Annotated in this window: 18 protein-coding genes and 1 tRNA gene; 7 read left to right on the plus strand and 12 right to left on the minus strand. The window is 69.9% G+C overall.

From position 1 onward, the window contains the following. Window positions 1-14: 14 nt before the first annotated feature. The 3 genes from ACIRB7_RS19465 (at window position 15) to pknB (ending at window position 5,148) form a co-directional block, all read left to right on the plus strand. Window positions 15-1,454, plus strand: a complete 1,440-nt coding sequence (locus ACIRB7_RS19465) for an FtsW/RodA/SpoVE family cell cycle protein (RefSeq protein ID WP_351210911.1) — start codon at window positions 15-17, stop codon at window positions 1,452-1,454. Beyond that, window positions 1,451-2,914, plus strand: a complete 1,464-nt coding sequence (locus ACIRB7_RS19470) for a peptidoglycan D,D-transpeptidase FtsI family protein (protein WP_403599871.1) — start codon at window positions 1,451-1,453, stop codon at window positions 2,912-2,914. Before ACIRB7_RS19465 ends, ACIRB7_RS19470 begins: the two co-directional genes overlap by 4 nt. A gap of 155 nt (window positions 2,915-3,069) precedes the next feature. After that, window positions 3,070-5,148 (plus strand): Stk1 family PASTA domain-containing Ser/Thr kinase, encoded by a 2,079-nt coding sequence (pknB, locus tag ACIRB7_RS19475; protein WP_403599875.1) that lies wholly within the window; start codon window positions 3,070-3,072, stop codon window positions 5,146-5,148. A 104-nt stretch (window positions 5,149-5,252) separates the two neighbouring features. Here pknB and ACIRB7_RS19480 read toward each other — a convergent pair whose 3' ends face one another. The 6 genes from ACIRB7_RS19480 to ACIRB7_RS19505 all read right to left on the minus strand — a co-directional run bounded on the left by ACIRB7_RS19480 (window position 5,253) and on the right by ACIRB7_RS19505 (window position 9,605). Further along, window positions 5,253-5,927 (minus strand): class E sortase, encoded by a 675-nt coding sequence (locus ACIRB7_RS19480; RefSeq protein WP_403599878.1) that lies wholly within the window; start codon window positions 5,925-5,927, stop codon window positions 5,253-5,255. Between the two features lie 37 nt (window positions 5,928-5,964). Then, window positions 5,965-7,260, minus strand: a complete 1,296-nt coding sequence (locus ACIRB7_RS19485) for a class E sortase (protein WP_403599879.1) — start codon at window positions 7,258-7,260, stop codon at window positions 5,965-5,967. Further along, window positions 7,257-7,895, minus strand: coding sequence for an aminodeoxychorismate/anthranilate synthase component II (locus ACIRB7_RS19490; RefSeq protein ID WP_403599882.1), 639 nt, complete (start codon window positions 7,893-7,895; stop codon window positions 7,257-7,259). The genes ACIRB7_RS19485 and ACIRB7_RS19490 overlap by 4 nt, the downstream gene beginning before the upstream one ends. Then, window positions 7,892-8,053, minus strand: coding sequence for a hypothetical protein (locus ACIRB7_RS19495; RefSeq protein ID WP_024760376.1), 162 nt, complete (start codon window positions 8,051-8,053; stop codon window positions 7,892-7,894). The genes ACIRB7_RS19490 and ACIRB7_RS19495 overlap by 4 nt, the downstream gene beginning before the upstream one ends. 64 nt (window positions 8,054-8,117) lie before the next feature. Beyond that, the gene (locus tag ACIRB7_RS19500) at window positions 8,118-8,813 is read right to left on the minus strand and encodes a class E sortase (RefSeq protein ID WP_403600005.1); all 696 of its coding nucleotides are present in this window, start codon (window positions 8,811-8,813) and stop codon (window positions 8,118-8,120) included. A 24-nt stretch (window positions 8,814-8,837) separates the two neighbouring features. Next, window positions 8,838-9,605: a DUF881 domain-containing protein gene (locus tag ACIRB7_RS19505; RefSeq protein WP_403599885.1), complete on the minus strand. Its 768-nt coding sequence runs from the start codon at window positions 9,603-9,605 to the stop codon at window positions 8,838-8,840. A 140-nt stretch (window positions 9,606-9,745) separates the two neighbouring features. On the opposite strand from ACIRB7_RS19505, the gene crgA reads away from it, so the two are divergent. Beyond that, a complete protein-coding gene (gene crgA / locus ACIRB7_RS19510; RefSeq protein WP_403599888.1) occupies window positions 9,746-10,000 on the plus strand; it encodes a cell division protein CrgA in 255 nt (84 codons plus the stop codon). A 315-nt stretch (window positions 10,001-10,315) separates the two neighbouring features. On the opposite strand, the gene ACIRB7_RS19515 is transcribed toward crgA, so the two are convergent. Further along, the gene (locus tag ACIRB7_RS19515; RefSeq protein ID WP_403599891.1) at window positions 10,316-11,200 is read right to left on the minus strand and encodes a rhomboid family intramembrane serine protease; all 885 of its coding nucleotides are present in this window, start codon (window positions 11,198-11,200) and stop codon (window positions 10,316-10,318) included. 22 nt (window positions 11,201-11,222) lie between these two features. Then, entirely contained in the window at window positions 11,223-11,750 is a 528-nt protein-coding gene (locus ACIRB7_RS19520; RefSeq protein ID WP_403599894.1) for a peptidylprolyl isomerase, read from the minus strand. Between the two features lie 173 nt (window positions 11,751-11,923). Between ACIRB7_RS19520 and ACIRB7_RS19525 the strand changes: the two genes are divergently transcribed. After that, window positions 11,924-12,628, plus strand: coding sequence for a DUF5324 family protein (locus tag ACIRB7_RS19525; RefSeq protein ID WP_403599897.1), 705 nt, complete (start codon window positions 11,924-11,926; stop codon window positions 12,626-12,628). A 178-nt stretch (window positions 12,629-12,806) separates the two neighbouring features. Here ACIRB7_RS19525 and ACIRB7_RS19530 read toward each other — a convergent pair whose 3' ends face one another. Continuing rightward, window positions 12,807-13,193, minus strand: a complete 387-nt coding sequence (locus ACIRB7_RS19530; protein WP_403599899.1) for a DUF6344 domain-containing protein — start codon at window positions 13,191-13,193, stop codon at window positions 12,807-12,809. A gap of 255 nt (window positions 13,194-13,448) precedes the next feature. Continuing rightward, window positions 13,449-13,521, minus strand: a tRNA-Ala gene (locus ACIRB7_RS19535). A gap of 129 nt (window positions 13,522-13,650) precedes the next feature. Here ACIRB7_RS19535 and ACIRB7_RS19540 point away from each other — a divergent pair. Beyond that, window positions 13,651-14,199 (plus strand): DNA-binding protein, encoded by a 549-nt coding sequence (locus tag ACIRB7_RS19540; protein ID WP_351210936.1) that lies wholly within the window; start codon window positions 13,651-13,653, stop codon window positions 14,197-14,199. A gap of 111 nt (window positions 14,200-14,310) precedes the next feature. Further along, window positions 14,311-15,678, plus strand: a complete 1,368-nt coding sequence (locus ACIRB7_RS19545) for a serine/threonine-protein kinase (protein WP_403599902.1) — start codon at window positions 14,311-14,313, stop codon at window positions 15,676-15,678. A gap of 38 nt (window positions 15,679-15,716) precedes the next feature. Here ACIRB7_RS19545 and ACIRB7_RS19550 read toward each other — a convergent pair whose 3' ends face one another. Together ACIRB7_RS19550 and ACIRB7_RS19555 are read right to left on the minus strand one after the other, a co-directional pair. Continuing rightward, window positions 15,717-17,051 (minus strand): hypothetical protein, encoded by a 1,335-nt coding sequence (locus tag ACIRB7_RS19550; RefSeq protein ID WP_403599905.1) that lies wholly within the window; start codon window positions 17,049-17,051, stop codon window positions 15,717-15,719. Window positions 17,052-17,155: 104 nt separating this feature from the next. Then, window positions 17,156-17,290: a DLW-39 family protein gene (locus ACIRB7_RS19555; RefSeq protein WP_003958712.1), complete on the minus strand. Its 135-nt coding sequence runs from the start codon at window positions 17,288-17,290 to the stop codon at window positions 17,156-17,158. Window positions 17,291-17,448 lie beyond the last annotated feature (158 nt).

Raw genomic sequence — 17,448 nt, forward strand, 5'->3', positions numbered from 1 at the left:
GGCCTTTCACCACCATGAGCGTTGTCACCAACACGACCACCATCGGCGCGATCGACGCGCCGAGCCGCCGCAACACCGAGCTGGCGCTGCTCGCGTTCGCCGTCGCCATCCCGGTGTTCGCGTACCTCAACGTGGGCCTGGCCATCGACGGCAAGGTCCCGGCCGGCATGGCCGGGTACGGGCTCGGCCTCGCCCTGCTCGCGGGCGTCGCACACCTCGTGGTGCGGAAGTGGGCCCCGTACGCGGACCCGCTGCTGCTGCCCCTGGCGACGTTGCTCAACGGCATGGGCCTGGTGCTGATCTGGCGTCTCGACCAGTCGCCGCGGCTGATCGCCACGTCGATGCGGCTGTACAAGTCCTACAGCCCCGACGCCCCCAGCCAGATGATGTACTCGGCGATCGGCATCGCCATGTTCGTCGGCGTGCTGCTGCTCCTGAAGGACCACCGTGTCCTGCAGCGCTACACGTACATCTCCATGGTGGTGTCCCTGATCCTGCTGCTGCTGCCGCTCGTCCCCGGCCTCGGCGCGGACGTCTTCGGTGCCAAGATCTGGATCCGCATCGGCGGCTTCTCGATCCAGCCCGGCGAGTTCGCCAAGCTGGTCCTGGCGGTGTTCTTCTCCGGCTACCTGATGGTGAAGCGTGATGCCCTGGCTCTGGCCAGCCGCCGCTTCATGGGGCTCTACCTGCCCCGTGGCCGTGACCTCGGCCCGATCCTGACGATCTGGGCGGTCAGCCTCCTCATTCTGGTCTTCGAGAACGACCTCGGCACCTCGCTGCTGTTCTTCGGCATGTTCGTGATCATGCTGTACGTGGCGACCGAGCGGACCAGCTGGATCGTCATGGGCCTGTTGATGGCCGCGGGCGGCGCGGTCCTCGTCAGCTCCTTCGCCAGCCACGTCAAGTCCCGTGTGGCCGCCTGGCTCGACCCCTTCGGCTGCCTGGAGACGGCCACCGACCAGAACATGCTCAACGCCTGCGACCAGATGACGCAGGTGCTGATGTCCTTCGGCTCCGGCGGCATCCTCGGCACCGGCCTCGGTCAGGGCAACTCCGACCTCATCAGCTTCGCCGCCAACTCCGACTTCATCTTCGCCACGGTCGGCGAGGAGCTCGGCCTCACCGGTGTGATGGTCTTCCTGCTCCTTTACGGGCTGATCGTCGAACGCGGTGTCCGCACCGCCCTCGCCGCCCGTGACCCCTTCGGCAAGCTGCTCGCGATGGGCCTCTCCGGTGCCTTCGCGCTCCAGATCTTCGTCGTCGCCGGCGGTGTGATGGGCCTCATCCCGCTCACCGGTATGACCATGCCGTTCCTCGCGTACGGCGGATCCTCCGTGATCGCCAACTGGGCTCTGATCGGCATCCTGATCCGGATCAGCGACACGGCGCGCCGTCCCGCGCCCGCGCCCGCCCCGTCCCCCGACGCCGAGATGACCCAGGTGGTCCGTCCGTGAACAAGCCGCTGCGCCGGGTCGCGATCTTCTGCGGCCTGCTCATCCTCGCCCTGCTCCTGCGGGACAACTGGCTCCAGTACGTCCGCGCCGACGAGCTGAACACCCACCCCAAGAACACCCGCGTCCGGATCGAGCGGTACGCGAACGAGCGCGGCAACATCATCGTCGACGGCAAGCCGATCACCGGCTCCGTCGACTCCAAGGACCCGTACTACAAGTACAAGCGGACCTATGTCGACGGCCCCATGTGGGCCCCGGTCACCGGCTATGCCTCGCAGGCCTACGACGCCAACCAGATCGAGAAGATCGAGGACGGCATCCTCACCGGCAACGACGACCGGCTGTTCTTCGACCGCACCCTCGCCATGTTCACCGGCGAGAAGAAGAAGGGCGGCGACGTCGTCACCACCCTCAGCGGTGCCGCCCAGAAGGCCGCCTACGAGGGCCTCGGCGGCAAGACCGGCGCCGTCGTCGCCATCGAGCCGAAGACCGGCAAGATCCTGGCGATGGCCTCCACCCCCTCGTACGACCCCGCCTCGTTCGCCGGCTACTCCGGCAAGGACGAGAAGGCCTGGGTGGCGCTGGAGAAGGACAAGACCAAGCCGAAGCAGAACCGGGCGATCCGCGAGATCTACCCGCCCGGTTCCGTCTTCAAGGTCGTCACCGCCGCCGCCGCGCTGGAGAACGGCAAGGTCACCGACATCAACGCGGCGACCGACACCCCCGAGGGCTGGAAGCTCCCGCTCTCCACCAAGGAGATGATCAACCACGCCAAGGGCTGTGCCAACGCCAGCCTGAAGCGTGCCCTCGACATCTCCTGCAACTCGGTCTTCGCGAAGCTCGGCGACGACATCGGCGTCGAGAAGATGAACGAGATGGCCGAGAAGTTCGGTTTCAACGCCGAGCAGTTCACCCCGGTCCGCTCCGCCGCCTCCGTCTACGACAAGAAGGCCGACCGCCCCGGCAACGCGCTCTCCTCCATCGGCCAGTTCAACACCGCGACCACCCCGCTCCAGATGGCGATGGTCACGGCGGCGATCGCCAACGACGGCAAGCTGATGAAGCCGTACATGATCGACCAGCTCCGCGCCCCGAACGTCGACATCATCAAGCAGAACGAGCCGGAGGAGATGAGCCAGCCGATCAAGCCGCAGAACGCCCAGCTCCTCCAGCAGATGATGGAGAGCGTCGTCACCGACGGCACCGGTGGCAACGCCGACCTGAACATGGACGGCGTGAAGGTCGGCGGCAAGACGGGTACGGCCCAGCACGGCGACAAGAACGCCAAGCGCCCGTACGCCTGGTTCATCTCGTACGCGAAGACCTCCGAGGGCTCCCCGGTCGCGGTCGCCGTCATCGTCGAGGACTCGGAGGCCGACCGCGAGGACATCAGCGGTGGCGGTCTGGCCGCCCCGATCGCGAAGGCCGTCATGAAGGCGGTCCTGAAGAGCCGGGGCTGACGTCTCGGCCCCGTACGTGCCAGGTACCGGTCAGGTATCAGCTACCGGCCCCGGGCGGAACGTCTCCCCGGGGCCGGTAGCGTATGCGCGAACAGCACACACCGCCGGACCACCCATGGGTGCGGTCGGGACAGACGGAGAGGGCTGGATTAGCTATGGAAGAGCCGCGTCGCCTCGGCGGCCGGTACGAGCTGGGCTCGGTGCTCGGCCGTGGTGGCATGGCCGAGGTGTACATCGCCCAGGACACCCGGCTCGGCCGCACCGTCGCCGTGAAGACGCTGCGGGCCGACCTGGCCCGCGATCCGTCCTTCCAGGCCCGGTTCCGCCGTGAGGCACAGTCCGCCGCCTCGCTGAACCACCCTGCGATCGTCGCGGTGTACGACACCGGCGAGGACATGGTGTACGACAGCGCCTCCGGCACGGGCTCCGGGGTCTCCATCCCGTACATCGTGATGGAGTACGTCGACGGGTCGACCCTGCGTGAGCTGCTGCACTCCGGGCGGAAGCTGCTGCCCGAGCGCACCCTCGAGATGACGGTCGGCATCCTCCAGGCGCTGGAGTACTCGCACCGCGCGGGCATCGTGCACCGTGACATCAAGCCGGCGAACGTCATGCTGACGCGCACCGGCCAGGTCAAGGTCATGGACTTCGGCATCGCGCGCGCCATGGGCGACGCGGGCATGACCATGACGCAGACCGCCGCGGTGATCGGCACGGCCCAGTACCTCTCCCCGGAGCAGGCCAAGGGCGAGCAGGTCGACGCCCGCTCCGACCTGTACTCCACGGGCTGCCTGCTGTACGAGCTCCTCACCGTCCGGCCCCCCTTCATCGGTGACTCCCCGGTCGCGGTCGCGTACCAGCACGTCCGCGAGGAGCCGCAGACTCCGAGCAACTTCGACGCCGAGATCACGCCCGAGATGGACGCCATCGTCCTCAAGGCGCTGGTCAAGGACCCCGACTACCGCTACCAGTCCGCCGACGAGATGCGCGCGGACATCGAGGCCTGCCTCGACGGTCAGCCGGTCGCGGCGGCCGCCGCGATGGGGATGGGCATGGGCGCGCCCTCGTACGGCGGGGGCTACGGCGGCTACCCGCCGGAGGACCAGCCGACGACGGCGCTGCGCCAGGCCGACCCGGCCGGCCAGACCTCGATGCTGCCGCCGATCAACGCGGACGACGGCGGCTACGGCTATGACGACCGCCCGGACCGTCGTCGCGGCGGCCAGAAGAAGTCGAACACCTCGACGATCCTGCTGGTCCTCGCGGGCATCCTGGTGCTCGTCGGCGCGATCTTCATCGGTGTCTCCATCTTCGACAAGAAGGAAGGCAACCGGCAGATCGCCGTCCCGCAGCTGGTCGGCCAGACGGTCGAGGCGGCGAACGGGCTCGCGGCCAACGCCGCGGTGAAGCTGCAGCAGGCCGGCACCGAGCGCTGCGACCAGCCCACGGGCTCCATCTGCCGCCAGACCCCGGTCGCCGAGGCCGGCGCGAAGATGGAGACGGGCGGCACGGTCCAGGTGTACGTCTCCGAGGGCGCCCCGCTCGTGGAGGTCCCTGACGTCAACGAGAAGTCCCAGGAGAGCGCCGAGACGCTCCTGAAGGAGAAGGGCTTCAAGGTCAAGGTCGAGCAGGAGGAGTCCGACGAGGACCCCGGCACGGTCCTGCGCCAGAACCCGCAGGGCGGCACCAAGGCGGAGAAGAACTCCGAGATCACGATCACCGTCGCGAAGCAGAAGCTGAAGACCGTTCCCCCGGTCGTCGGCAACCAGCTCGCCCAGGCCGATCAGCAGCTGAAGGCGCTCGGTTTCGTCGTGGTCACCGAGGAGGTGGACTCCGAGAAGCCCAAGGGCGAGGTCCTGGAGCAGACCCCGAACGGCAACGCGTCCGCGGCGGAGGGCGCCGAGGTCAAGCTGCGCGTCTCGAAGGGTCCGCAGGTGACCCAGGTCCAGATCCCGGCCGACATCGCGACCAAGCCGTTCAAGGACGTCAAGGCGCAGCTGGAGGCCTTGGGCCTGGTGGTTCAGCAGCAGGGCTCCGACAAGGAGGACGCCATGGTGGTGGGCTCGAATCCGGCGGCGGGTTCGATGGCCAACACCGGCGACACGGTCACCGTCTACACGGTCGGCGGCGCCCCGGGTGACCAGGGCGGAACCGGAAACGGCGACGGCAACAACGGGGACAGCAACGGCGACAACGGCGGGGACAACGCCGGCATCGGCGGCATCTTCGACTGACCCCCGCACCGCACCACCCGTACTCATGGGGAGAGCCCCGGCATCCAGTGGATGCCGGGGCTCTCCCCATGAGTGAGCAGGTGCCCGATCGCCCGTTCGCCCTGTCAGCGGAGCTCCGCCGGCGGCGTCCGGTCGCGGTCGACCTTCTCCGTGCGCTCCAGCTCTCCCCAGACGATGTACCGGTAGTCGGAGGTGTACAGGGGGGTGCAGGTGGTCAGGGTGACGTAGCGGCCGGGCTTGGTCTTGCCGGATTCCTTGGGCACGGGCTGGAGGACGTCCACGTTGTACTTCGTGGTCTCCGGCAGGGACTTGTAGACCTTGTAGACGTACCAGGTGTCCTTCGACTCGAAGACGATCGCGTCGCCGGTCTTCAACTTGTGGATGTTGTGGAACTTGGCCCCGTGCCCGTCCCGGTGCGCGGCGAGCGTGAAGTTGCCCTGCTTGTCCTGCGGGAGCGCGGACTTGATCGGGTCGGTGTAGTAGCCGGCGACGCCGTTGTTGAGGATGCCGCTGGTGGTGCCCCGCTTGACCAGGATCTCGTCGCCGCCCATGGCGGGGACGTGCAGGAAGCCGATGCCGTCCTTCGTGTCGAGCGCTCCGGGGCCGTCGGCCCAGCGGTCGCGGACCTGGGCGCCGTCCTGGTCGGCGGCCCGGTCGGCGAGGACGTTCGTCCACCACAGGGAGTAGACGACGAAGAGGCCGAGCACCAGGCCCGCGGTGATGAGGAGTTCACCGAAGAGGCTGATGATTCCGGCGATCCGATTACGCACGCGTGCCACTAGGTCGTCCCGTCGTCCCGTCCGGAGGTGTCGGGGCTCAGCCTACGAGCGCTTCGGGCTTTCCCTTGCTGCGCGGTCGTTCCTCGACCAGCTTGCCCCACACGATCATCCGGTACGTGCTGGTGAACTCGGGCGTGCAGGTGGTCAGCGTGATGTACCTGCCCGGCCCGGTGAAGCCCGAGCCCTTCGGCACCGGGTCGATCACGGAGACGTTCGAGGGCGCGGTCTGCGGCAGGATGCTCGCCATCTCGTAGGTGTAGTACGCGCTCTGGGTCTCGACGACGATCGGGTCGCCGGGCTTCAGGCGGTTGATGTACCGGAACGGCTCGCCGTGGGTGTTGCGGTGGCCGGCGACCGCGAAGTTGCCCTGCTTGTCGGAGGGCATGGCCGTCTTGAGACTGCCCTCGGCGTAGTGGCCGGCCATGCCCTTGTCGAGGACCTTGGCCTTGTCGATGCCCTCGGCGACGGGGACGACGACGTCCAGCTTGGGGATGTACATGATGGCGAAGCCCTCGCCCGGCTCGAACGCCTCCGGCTTGGTCTCGCCCTTGGCCCAGGTGTCCTCGATCTGCTCCTTGGCCTGGTCGGTCTCCTGACCGGCCAGGACGTTCGTCCACCACAGCTGGTAGGTGACGAAGAGCAGCATCACGACGCCGAAGGTGATGAAGAGTTCCCCGACGGCCCGGCTGGCGATGACGCCGAAGCTGTCCTTGGCGGCGCGGGCGGCGCGCCGGGCCTCGACGCGGGAGAGCGGGGCGGGAGAGGGGGTCGTGGCCGGGCCGCCGGGCGGGCCGCCGCGGCTCTTGGCGCGGCCGCCGCCCTTGGCGGCACGGCGACGTTCGGCCCGGCCGGGCCCGGGAAGGGGCTCCACGATCCCTAGGGGCATCGTCTCGCTCGGGGAGGCCTGCGGGGGCTTCTCCGCCTCGTACGGCTCGTACGGGGGCACGTAGGGGTCCTCGTAGGGGGGCTGGGGGGTGGAGCGGCCCTGCTCGGTGGTGGCCGGGCCCTGCCCGTACGGGTCGGCGGTCTGTCCGTACGCGCCGGCGGGGGCCTGTCCGTACGCCGGGTCCTGTTCGTACGCGCCGGCGGCGGCCTGTCCGTACCCCGGTTCCTGGCCGTACGCGGCGGTGTCCTGGCCGTACGCGGCCGGGCCCTGCCCGTACGTCGTTTCCTGTCCGTACGCGGCGGCTTCTCCGTTCCCCTGCCCCTGCCCGGCCGGTTCTCCGTACGGGTACGGCGACGGCGCCCCGTACGGGTCCGCGGGTATCGGCTCGGGTCCCGGCTCGGCGCCCGGCTCGTTCGTCGGCCGGAACCAGGGTGAGCCCGCCGTCACGCGACGGCCTTGCCCACCACCGGCGCGAGCCCCGCCGACCGTCCGACCGCCCCCTTGTCGCCGCACTGCTCGAGCCAGTTGGCGAGCATCAGGTGGCCGTGCTCGGTGAGGACCGACTCGGGGTGGAACTGGACGCCCTCGACGGGCAGTTCGCGGTGACGCAGGCCCATGATGATGCCGTCGTCGGTCCGCGCGGTGACCTCGAGTTCGGCCGGCAGGGTCCCGGGCTCGGCGGCCAGCGAGTGGTAGCGGGTGGCGGTGAACGGCGAGGGCAGTCCGGCGAAGACACCCTTGCCCTCGTGCGTGACGGGGGAGGTCTTGCCGTGCAGCAGTTCGGGCGCGCGGTCGACGACACCGCCGTACGCCACGGCCATCGACTGCATGCCGAGGCAGACGCCGAAGACGGGCACGCCGGTGGCCGCGCAGTGCCGGACCATGTCGATGCAGACGCCGGCCTGCTCGGGCGCGCCGGGTCCCGGCGAGAGCAGGACGCCGTCGAAGCCGTCCTGGGCGTGGCTCAGCTCGACCTCGTCGTTGCGCAGGACCTCGCACTCGGCGCCGAGTTGGTAGAGGTACTGAACGAGGTTGAAGACGAAGCTGTCGTAGTTGTCGACGACGAGAATGCGCGCGCTCACTGGCCGTCCACCGTCACATCGTTGAACGGAAGCAGTGGCTCCGCCCAGGGGAACACGTACTGGAAGAGGGCGTAGACGACCGCGAGGACCAGCACGATCGAGATCAGCGCGCGCACCCACGCGTTGCCCGGCAGATGCCGCCAGATCCAGCCGTACATGACGTCGACCGCCCCTTCCGTTCGTTACGGGGACCAGAGTACGGGGCGAGGGGGCCCTGAGGGGTCAGCCGGCCAAAGCCTGTGGACGACCGTCGGCGACCGGCCGGGTGGCGTCGAGGTGGGCCCAGACGACGAGCCGGTGGCTGCTGCCCCACTCGGGCTCGCAGGTCGTGAGGGTGAGATAGCGGCCGGGCCCGTCGAAGCCCGACTTCGCGGGCAGCGGGTCGACGACCCCGACGTCCGTGGGCACGGTCCGATAGGGGCCGCGGGTGATCCGGTACGTGAACCAGGTCGTCCCGTCGGTCAGGACCACCGCGTCGCCGGCACGCAGCCGTGGGAAGTCCCGGAAGGGGTCCCCGTAGGTGCGGCGGTGTCCCGCGACGGCGAAGTTGCCGGTCCCGCCGAGCCGGGCGGTGGCGGCGTAGTGCCCGAGGCCCTTCTTCAGGACGTCGGCGCCGGTGCCTTCGAGGACCGGCCACTTCCAGTCCTTGCCGAGCCGTGGGACGTACATGACGGCGATGCCCTTGCCCGCGGCGTACGGCAGGGCCCTCGGGTCGGCAGGGCCGGTGGGGTCGGTGGGGCCGGCGGGTGCGGCTGTGACCGGGGTGCTCGCCCACTCCCGTTGGAGGGTGTCGATCTGGCCGGCGCTCGCGCTGGTGGCCTGGACACCGGTCCAGTACAGGACATACGCGACGAAGAGGACGATCAGGGCGCCGACGGTCAGGCACAGTTCACTGAGGGTCCTGACGACGAGACGCAAGCACCCCAAGCCGCCCTCCCGCTGTCAGCTCACCGGCTTCGCGTGGTGGAGGTCCACTGTGCCCGAGTAGCCGGGCAGAGTCACCGCCCGGTGCTCGTCGACTTTCCAGCCGAGCCCGTACGCCTTCACGTACAGCTGGTAGTTCTGGATCGCCGGGGAACCGGCGAGCGCCCGGCTCAGCTTCCCCCGGTCACCGACGGCCGTGATCTTGTACGGGGGCGAGTAGACGCGGCCCTGGAGGATCAGGGTGTTGCCGACGCAGCGCACGGCGCTGGTGGAGATGAGCCGCTGGTCCATGACCCGGATGCCCTCGGCGCCGCCCTGCCACAGGGCGTTGACGACGGCCTGGAGGTCCTGCTGGTGGATGACGAGGTCGTTGGCCTGCGGCTCGGGGTAGCCGGGGGCGGCCTGGGCGTTCGGCGGGGCGTCGTCGAGGGTGACGGTCAGACCGGAGCCGGCGACCTCGGTGGTGCCCGCCGACGCCTCCAACGCGTCGAGTCTCGCGTCCTCCGCACGGGTGGATCCGTCGTCGCGTGCGGCGAGCGAGTCGACCTGGGAACGGAGGGCGGCGGCGGACTCGTCGAGGCCTGCGTTCTTGTGGCTGCGCTCCTCGATCAGGTCGGAGAGCCGCAGCAGGGAGGCGTCCGTGCGGAGATTGGTGCCCTTGGCGGTGTTGAAGCTCGTGACGAAGATCAGACCGGCGAGGGCGAAAACGGCAAGGGTGAGGACCCGGACGGGGCGCCACCTCGCGGTGCGACCCGCTCCTTCGGGAGTGCCGGCGGAATTGCTCAACGTACCCTGATCCCCTTCGGTGCCGCGGAACCACTACGCTAACGGACGCCCGGGGGACGCAGTCGTCCTCCTTCGTCACATCCCGGCGCCAGCCACAGTTCCCTGCGCGGTCACGCAGCGCATCGACAGGAGAGTCCCTCGTGCCGAAGTCACGGATCCGCAAGAAGGCCGACTTCACGCCTCCGCCCGCCAAGCAGGCCACCAGTATCAAGCTGACCAACCACAGCTGGGTGGCGCCTGTGATGCTGGCACTGTTCGCCATCGGTCTGGTGTGGATCGTGGTCTTCTACGTCACCGACGGCTCGATGCCGATCGAGTCGCTCCGGAACTGGAACATCGTGGTGGGCTTCGGCTTCATCGCGGCCGGCTTCGGTGTCTCCACGCAGTGGAAGTAGCGGCGGTGAAGTAGCGGCCCGACCGCTGCCGAGGCCGCTCGTCAAGCTCTGCCCTGAACTTATCCACAGCGTTGTGCACAGCACTGGATAACTTACGAAGATCTGTGGATAACTCGCACGAGGTTGACGCCGGTATGATCGGAATCACCCTCGCAAGAGCCGAGAACGCCCCTCACCTCCCTGGAGAAACACCAGGTCAGAGGTGAGGGGCGCGGTCTTTCCCCACAGAGCGGCCACAGTTCGCCACGCACTGTGGATAACTCTGGGGAAAGCTCGCAGAAGTGAGCAGTCGAGCTCTTCCACAACCCTGTGCGCTCAGGTGAGCGCCGCCGAGCGGGCGAGGACGACCCCCAGGTCGATCAGGAGCACCAGACCGCAGGCGCCGTACTGCACGAGGTCCCGCCGGGCCCGCGGCGCGTGCACGAGGGCGTACGTCACCAGGGCGCCCGCGACCAGACCGCCGACGTGGGCCTCCCAGGAGATCCCCGGACGGGTGAACGTCATGAGCAGCGACAGGGCCACGAAGAGGACCACCGGCCGCATGTCGTGGCGGCGCCGGCGGGCCAGCACCACCCAGGCGCCGATCAGCCCGTAGACGACGCCGGAGGCACCGAGCGAGGCCTGGTTCGGCGCGGCGACGAGGTAGGCCAGCGCGGAGCCGGACAGACCGGAGAGCAGGCAGAGGGCCGCGTACCGGATCCGGCCCAGCTCGGGTTCGACGATCCCGCCGATCACCCACAGGCCCAGCACGTTGAAGAGGATGTGCCAGACCTCCTGGTGGAGGACGGTCGAGGTCAGCAGCCGATACCACTCGCCGTCCGCGACCCCGACGACCTCGCCGAGCCCCGGGCTGAAGGCGTACCCGATGAGCACGAGCTCGTCGACGAACCGGTCGCCGAAGGCCAGGACCGCGAGGAAGACGGCGAGGTTGATCCCGATGAGGACCTTGGTGACGAGCCGGTCGTCGGCCGCCACCTTGCCGCCCGCCAGCGTCCTCGGCTGGTTGGCATCGGCCGCGTGGCCGGTCCCCGAGCCGTTGCGTACGCAGTCGGGGCACTGGAAGCCGACGGAGGCGGAGATCATGCACCGGGTGCAGATCGGCTTGTCGCAGCGGGCGCAGCGGATGCCGGTCTCGGCCTCCGGGTGGCGGTAGCAGCGGGGCGGACCGGCGTGCGGGTCCGAGGAGGGTCGCGGGTCCATGGAGGTTCCGTCCCTTCCCGTCTCAGCGCTTCTCGATCACCACGGACTCGACGACCACGTCGTGGAGCGGTCGCTCGGTGTGCGGGTCGGTGGCGGTGGTCGCGATCGCGTCCACGACCTTCCGGCTCTCCTTGTCGACGACCTCGCCGAAGATGGTGTGCTTGCGGTTCAGCCAGGTCGCGGCGCCGACGGTGACGAAGAACTGCGAGCCGTTGGTGCCCGGTCCCGCGTTGGCCATGGCCAGCAGGTAGGGGCGGTCGAAGAAGAGCTCCGGGTGGAACTCGTCGGCGAACTCGTAGCCGGGGCCGCCCGTGCCGTTCCCCAGCGGATCGCCGCCCTGGATCATGAAGCCCTCGATGACCCGGTGGAAGACCGTGCCGTCGTAGAGCGGGTCCGAGGAGACCGTGCCGGTCGCGGGGTGCGTCCACTCGCGCTCGCCGCCGGCGAGTTCGACGAAGTTCCGGACCGTCTTCGGGGCGTGGAACGGCAGCAGCCGCACCTCGATGTCGCCCAGGCTGGTCTTGAGGATCGCGTACAGCTGCTCGGCCACGGTCGCCTTCCGTCCACGTCATGTCGCGTCATGCCACGTCTGTCGCTGGCGCCTCCGATCCTCGCATGCCCCCGTATGCCCGCCCCACATGCCGGACCTGATCCTGGCGGGCATGATTCGGAAGAGGATGGATAGGTGAAAAACCGACATCGCCACCGAGGAGGAGGAATCCTGTGACCCGCATGGACAGCGTGCGCGCCGCGACAGGTTCGGCGAAGGAGAGCGTCATGCACGCCGCGGAAGTGGTGGCGCCGTACGCCGACACGGCGAGGGACCAGGCCTCGCACTACGCGCACGAGGCGAAGGTGCTGCTCGCGCCGAAGGTCTCGAAGGCCGCTCACCAGGCCCGAGCGCAGGCTCGTACGCAGTACGACTCGTACGTCGCACCGCGTGTACCGCCGCGGGTCGACGCGGCCGCACACCGTGCGGCGGTCAAGACCCGCTACGCCGCCCGTCAGGCGGCCGACTACACCGTTCCCCGTGTCGAGCACGCGGTCGCCGTGACCGGTCCCGTCCTTGAGGAGGCCGGTGCGCGTTCCACTGCCGCCTGGGCCGCGCTGCGCGGTCAGGTGACGCCGAGGGAAATCCAGAAGATCGTGAAGAAGCACGAGCGTCGGGCCAGGGCCGGACGCCTCGCCAAGGGCCTCATGGTCCTGGGCGTTCTCGCCGGCGGCGCGTATGCCGCCTGGAGGTGGTGGGACAAGCAGGCCAATCCCGACTGGCTGGTCGAACCGCCCGCTCCCACCGAGGTGGACGAGGGCGCCGTACTGGCGTCCGTCGACGACACCGGGGAGTCCATCGAACCGGATGTGGAGGCCGACGAGGCCGCAGCCGCGGCCGAAGCCGAAGCAGCCGCCGAACGCGACGAGCGCCGCTGACCGACCGGGTGCCGCTGGGATCCACCGGGTACTGCTGGGCTGTTCCTACCGGGTACTGCTGAGCTGGTCCTACCGGGTACTTGCTGCTGGGTTCCGCCGGGTGCTGCTGGGAGTTGCCAGTGCCGCCCGGTCGTACGAGGTGCGGTGCGGGGAGTACGGATGATCGGCTCCCCGCGCCCTACGCGGCAGCGGCCTGCGCCGGCTCCGACAGGGCGGCCGGCTCGTCGCTCTCGGCCCCTGCGGTCGCGCCGGTCGCGGAACGGTGACGGGTGGCCGGAGAGGAACCGTGCGCCTCGGCGGCGATGCGCTGCTTGATCGTGGGCGGCAGGGACGAGCGGTCTCCGACGAGCGTCCACCGATGGGCCCTCTGTGCCGGTACGGAGGCGAGAGCGGCGCGCTCCCTGGCGACGGGGGAGGTGGCGGCGGAGCCGGCCGGCTCCTCGGGCTGCTGTACGGCGGGCTGCTGGGTCGCGGCGGCGGTGCCCGCCAGGCCGACGGAGGCGAGCAGGGCGAAGAGGACGGAGATGAAGGCGGTCCAGAACTGCTTGACCTTGGCGGTGGCCATGGCCCCTCACTTTCGTGACGTTCTCGGATGGTTCATTTCGGATTGCGCGCTTTTCGTACCTTCCTCATCATGTGGATGCGCCCCCGATTTCCGTGGACCGACGCCTCCGCCGCGCAGTTCTTCCGATGAACACAACCCGTCCGGCCCAGCGGTCCCCCCTGCGAGGCGGGGACCGGGGCGTCCGCCGCCCCTCCGACTGCACGCGAAAATGCCCCCCGACACTGCGTTTCCGCAGGTCGGGGGGCATTTTTCCGGTGGAGCCTAGGGGAGTCGAACCCCTGACATCTGCCATGCAAAGACAGCGCTCTACCAACTGAGCTAAGGCCCCGGAACGAGAACAGCGTACCGGGTCACCCCCCATGTCCGGCAAAAGGATTGGGACTCCCGGTCGGCGACCACTCTCCGTAAGATGCTGACCGAGGTTCGCAGTGGCGAACCGCAGGGATGGGGAGACGTAATGGACGCAGCGCAGCAGGAAGCCACGGCCAGAGCCAGAGAGCTTCAGCGCAGTTGGTACGGAGAGCCGCTGGGGGCGCTCTTCCGTCGGCTGATCGACGATCTCGGGCTCAATCAGGCCAGGCTCGCGGCCGTGCTCGGACTGTCCGCGCCCATGCTGTCCCAGCTGATGAGCGGCCAGCGCGCCAAGATCGGCAACCCGGCCGTCGTCCAGCGTGTCCAGGCGCTGCAGGAGCTCGCCGTGCAGGTCGCCGACGGCAGCGTCAGCGCCGCCGAGGCCACCGACCGCATGGACGAGGTGAAGAAGTCGCAGGGCGGCTCCGTCCTCACCAGCACGGGTCAGACCAGCACCGGCCCCGGCGCTCCGACCGTCCGCCGGGTGGTCCGCGAGATCCAGTCCCTGCTGCGCTCCGTAGCGGCGGCGGGCGACATCATCGACGCGGCCGACTCCCTCGCTCCGGCCCACCCCGAACTGGCAGAGTTCCTCCGGGTGTACGGCGCCGGGCGCACCGCGGACGCGGTCGCCCACTACGAGTCGCACCAGAACTGACGCGGGCGGCAGCCGCCGGCATCGCCGATACGAAGCAGACGCGGCGGACGCGGCGGACGCGGCAGACGCAGCGCACGAAGCAGACGAGGCAACGGGGAGCGACGCGGCACGATGGGTGAGGTCTTCGCTGGTCGGTACGAGCTGGTCGACCCGATCGGACGGGGCGGGGCGGGCGCGGTATGGCGTGCCTGGGACCACCGTCGCCGCCGCTATGTGGCGGCCAAGGTGCTGCTGCAGAGCGACGCGCACACCTTGCTCCGCTTCGTCCGCGAGCAGGCGCTGCGGATCGACCATCCGCACGTCCTCGCCCCGGCCAGCTGGGCCGCCGACGACGACAAGGTCCTGTTCACCATGGACCTGGTCGCCGGCGGCTCCCTGGCCCACGTCATCGGCGACTACGGCCCGCTGCCGCCCCGGTTCGTCTGCACCCTGCTCGACCAGCTGCTCTCGGGCCTGGCGACGGTGCACGCCGAGGGGGTCGTCCACCGGGACATCAAGCCCGCCAACATCCTGATGGACGTCACCGGCACCGGCCGGCCGCATCTGCGGCTCTCCGACTTCGGCATCTCCATGCGCAAGGGCGAGCCGCGCCTCACCGAGACCAACTACGTCGTGGGCACACCCGGGTATTTCGCGCCCGAGCAGCTCCTCGGCGCCGAGCCGGACTTCACCGCCGACCTCTTCGCCGTCGGCCTGGTCGCCCTCTATCTGCTCCAGGGCCGCAAGCCGGACTCCCAGGCCCTGGTCGAGCACTTCCTCACGCACGGCACTCCCCTTGCCCCCGAGGGCATCCCGGAGCCCCTGTGGCAGGTGCTCGCCGGGCTGCTCCAGCCCGATCCGCAGGCCCGCTTCCGGACGGCCACGGGGGCGCGCAAAGCGCTGTCCGCCGCCGTGGAGATGCTTCCCGAGCCGCCCGCGGACGAGCAGCCGGTCGAGATCTTCGACCAGCTCGGCCCCCTTCCGTCCGGCTTCGACCTCCAGGGCCCCACGGGCCGCTCCGAGACCGCCGGTGGCGCCGGAGCCCCCGCCACGCCCCCAGGGGCCTTCGAGGGCGTCTCCGCCGCCCCCGAGGCCGTACGGACGCCCGCTCCCACCCCCGTACCGCCCCAGCAGCCCCCACAGCCCCAGTACCAGCCCCAGCACCCGTACCAATCGCCGTACCAGCCCCAGCAACACCCGGCCGCGCCCCCCGCCGCCTCGCTGCCCGGCCCCTCCGAGACGGGCAGCTTCCACCTGCCCCCTCCGGTCACGCACCCGACCCCCTCCTTCGAACGGGCCCCCACGGCCGCATCGCCGTACGGACAAGCCCCTACTCATCCATACACCGCTCGACCCGATCAGGTTCCCGGGCACCGCACCGCACCGGCGCCGCACACCCCCGTACGCCGACCGGGACCGCCCCCGAAGGTGACGATCCCGGTCCTCCTGCTCGCGCTGGCGTGCTTCGCGGTCGGCTTCTGGGCCCTCACCCAGACCTGAGCCGTCCCCGACCCACACTCGCCCCTACGCAGCTCGCCCTACGCCGCCCGCCTCCGCGCCACCACGGTCCACGCGCCGAGCCCGAGCAGCAGCGCCGACCCGCCGCCGATGCCGGCCACCGCGACGACGCGCATCGCGTCGTTCCGCTCCGCCGCACGCGCCCCCGTGGCACCGTTCGCGGCTGCCTCCCTGTCGTCGGCGGTCACCGTGAACGGCCCGGGGTCCCCGTCGTACCCGGGGCCCGCCTTCGCGCCGCCCCGCAGGGACACCCGCAACGTCAGCGGAACGGCCCCGGCCCCGTACTCCTTCGCGACCGCCGGGCTGAGCGTCGCCGACACGTAGTACCAGCCGGCGAACCGCATGCCGCTGGTCGCGTCCTGGTACGAGGTGCGGTTCTCGTGGGCCACCGGCCGCAGCGCGTCGAGCGCGAGCGTCGAGGGCTTCCCGGCGTAGCTGGCGGTGTTCTTGTCGACGTGTCCGAGCGCTGGGTTCTCCAGGGAGAGGACCAGGGCGTTGCCGATGTACTCGTCGCCCGCGGCGCTGCTGCCGAGTTCGGCGCTGGCGAAGAGCTGCTGTCCCCAGTCGACGGGGACCCGGTAGAAGAGCGTCTGTCCCGGCCGGATGTCCGACCGCCACTCGCCCTGCTCCAGTGAGGTGGCGTCGTGGATGCCGGAGCCGCCCTGCCGCTTCTGCGGACCGCCCGTGGGGGGCGCGGGCGTGCCGGAGGCCCAGACCTCGGGGAGCTCGGTCGGCCCGGCCTTCTTGAGGGCAGGCTCGGAGGCGTACCGGATCTCGAGGTCCCAGTCGTCCGGGCTGGAGGTCGCCTTCGACTCCCGCTCGACCAGCACGTAGTAGGCGCCCGGGCGCTGGCAGGTGGAGCTGTCCGCGTCGACGATGCGGCGGGCGTACGCGGCGAGCGGCCGGGTGTACTCGGCCGACGAGAAGTCGACCTTCTGGTAGCCGCACTCGGTGCCGGAGCTGTCCTGCATGCTGATCTTGACGCCGTCGCCGTAGTCGACCTTGCCACCGGGCTTGGGGACGGCGACGACGGAGACGTACGCGTTCCGCTTGTCGTCGAGGTCGACGCGGTAGTAGACCTTGCCGTCCTTCTTGAGCCTGTCGCGGTAGGTCTGCCCGGTCTTCAGCGGCGTCGCGTCCGCGCTCGAAGCCGCTCCCTGGACCTGCTGGGCCGCGCTGTCGAAGGTGTACGGCGGAAGTCCGCCCCCGTCGGCGTCCCCGTCGACGCCCTGGGCCGCGAGCGCCTGGCCGGGCAGCGCCGCCACCGCTCCGATCGCCGCCACCGCCACTCCCATGGCCGCGGCCGCCGCGATCAGGGCCCCCGCCCTCCGGCCGATGCCGGCCTGCGTCCTCACCCGCTGCTCCTCTTCACTCCAGCAAGTCGACAATTCGCTCAGGCAAAGCAAAGCCCCGGCCCGCTCACGCGCGGCCGGGGCTTCACCCACAGACGGTCTTCGTCTCAGACACCCGAACCTGCGGGCACGGAGTCGGTCGCCTCCGTCCACAGATCCTGCTCGGCGCGATCCGCCTGGATCTGGCGGTACACAAGGAGTCCGCCGATGGCGGCCAGTGCGACCAGGAGCAGCTTCTTCACCGTGCGACCTCGTCTTTCGTTGACGTAGGAGACTTCTGACGACCACTCTACACATCGACCGATACCAATCGGTGATCTGTACGAGCTTCAAACCTCCCCCGGGCACGGGAAAAACAAATCGACCCGGACGGAGGAACCGTCCGGGTCGATCGATACTG

Source organism: Streptomyces sp. NPDC093795, assembly GCF_044764665.1.
Lineage (GTDB): Bacteria > Actinomycetota > Actinomycetes > Streptomycetales > Streptomycetaceae > Streptomyces.

Bases quoted from the DNA above. Each gene is read 5' to 3' on its own strand.
- ACIRB7_RS19465 (WP_351210911.1), top strand. From the start codon at position 15: ATGAGCGTTGTCACCAACACGACCACCATCGGCGCGATCGACGCGCCG.
- pknB (WP_403599875.1), top strand. From the start codon at position 3,070: ATGGAAGAGCCGCGTCGCCTCGGCGGCCGGTACGAGCTGGGCTCGGTG.
- ACIRB7_RS19495 (WP_024760376.1), bottom strand. From the start codon at position 8,053: ATGTACGGCTGGATCTGGCGGCATCTGCCGGGCAACGCGTGGGTGCGC.
- ACIRB7_RS19515 (WP_403599891.1), bottom strand. From the start codon at position 11,200: ATGGACCCGCGACCCTCCTCGGACCCGCACGCCGGTCCGCCCCGCTGC.
- ACIRB7_RS19530 (WP_403599899.1), bottom strand. From the start codon at position 13,193: ATGGCCACCGCCAAGGTCAAGCAGTTCTGGACCGCCTTCATCTCCGTC.
- ACIRB7_RS19540 (WP_351210936.1), top strand. From the start codon at position 13,651: ATGGACGCAGCGCAGCAGGAAGCCACGGCCAGAGCCAGAGAGCTTCAG.
- ACIRB7_RS19545 (WP_403599902.1), top strand. From the start codon at position 14,311: ATGGGTGAGGTCTTCGCTGGTCGGTACGAGCTGGTCGACCCGATCGGA.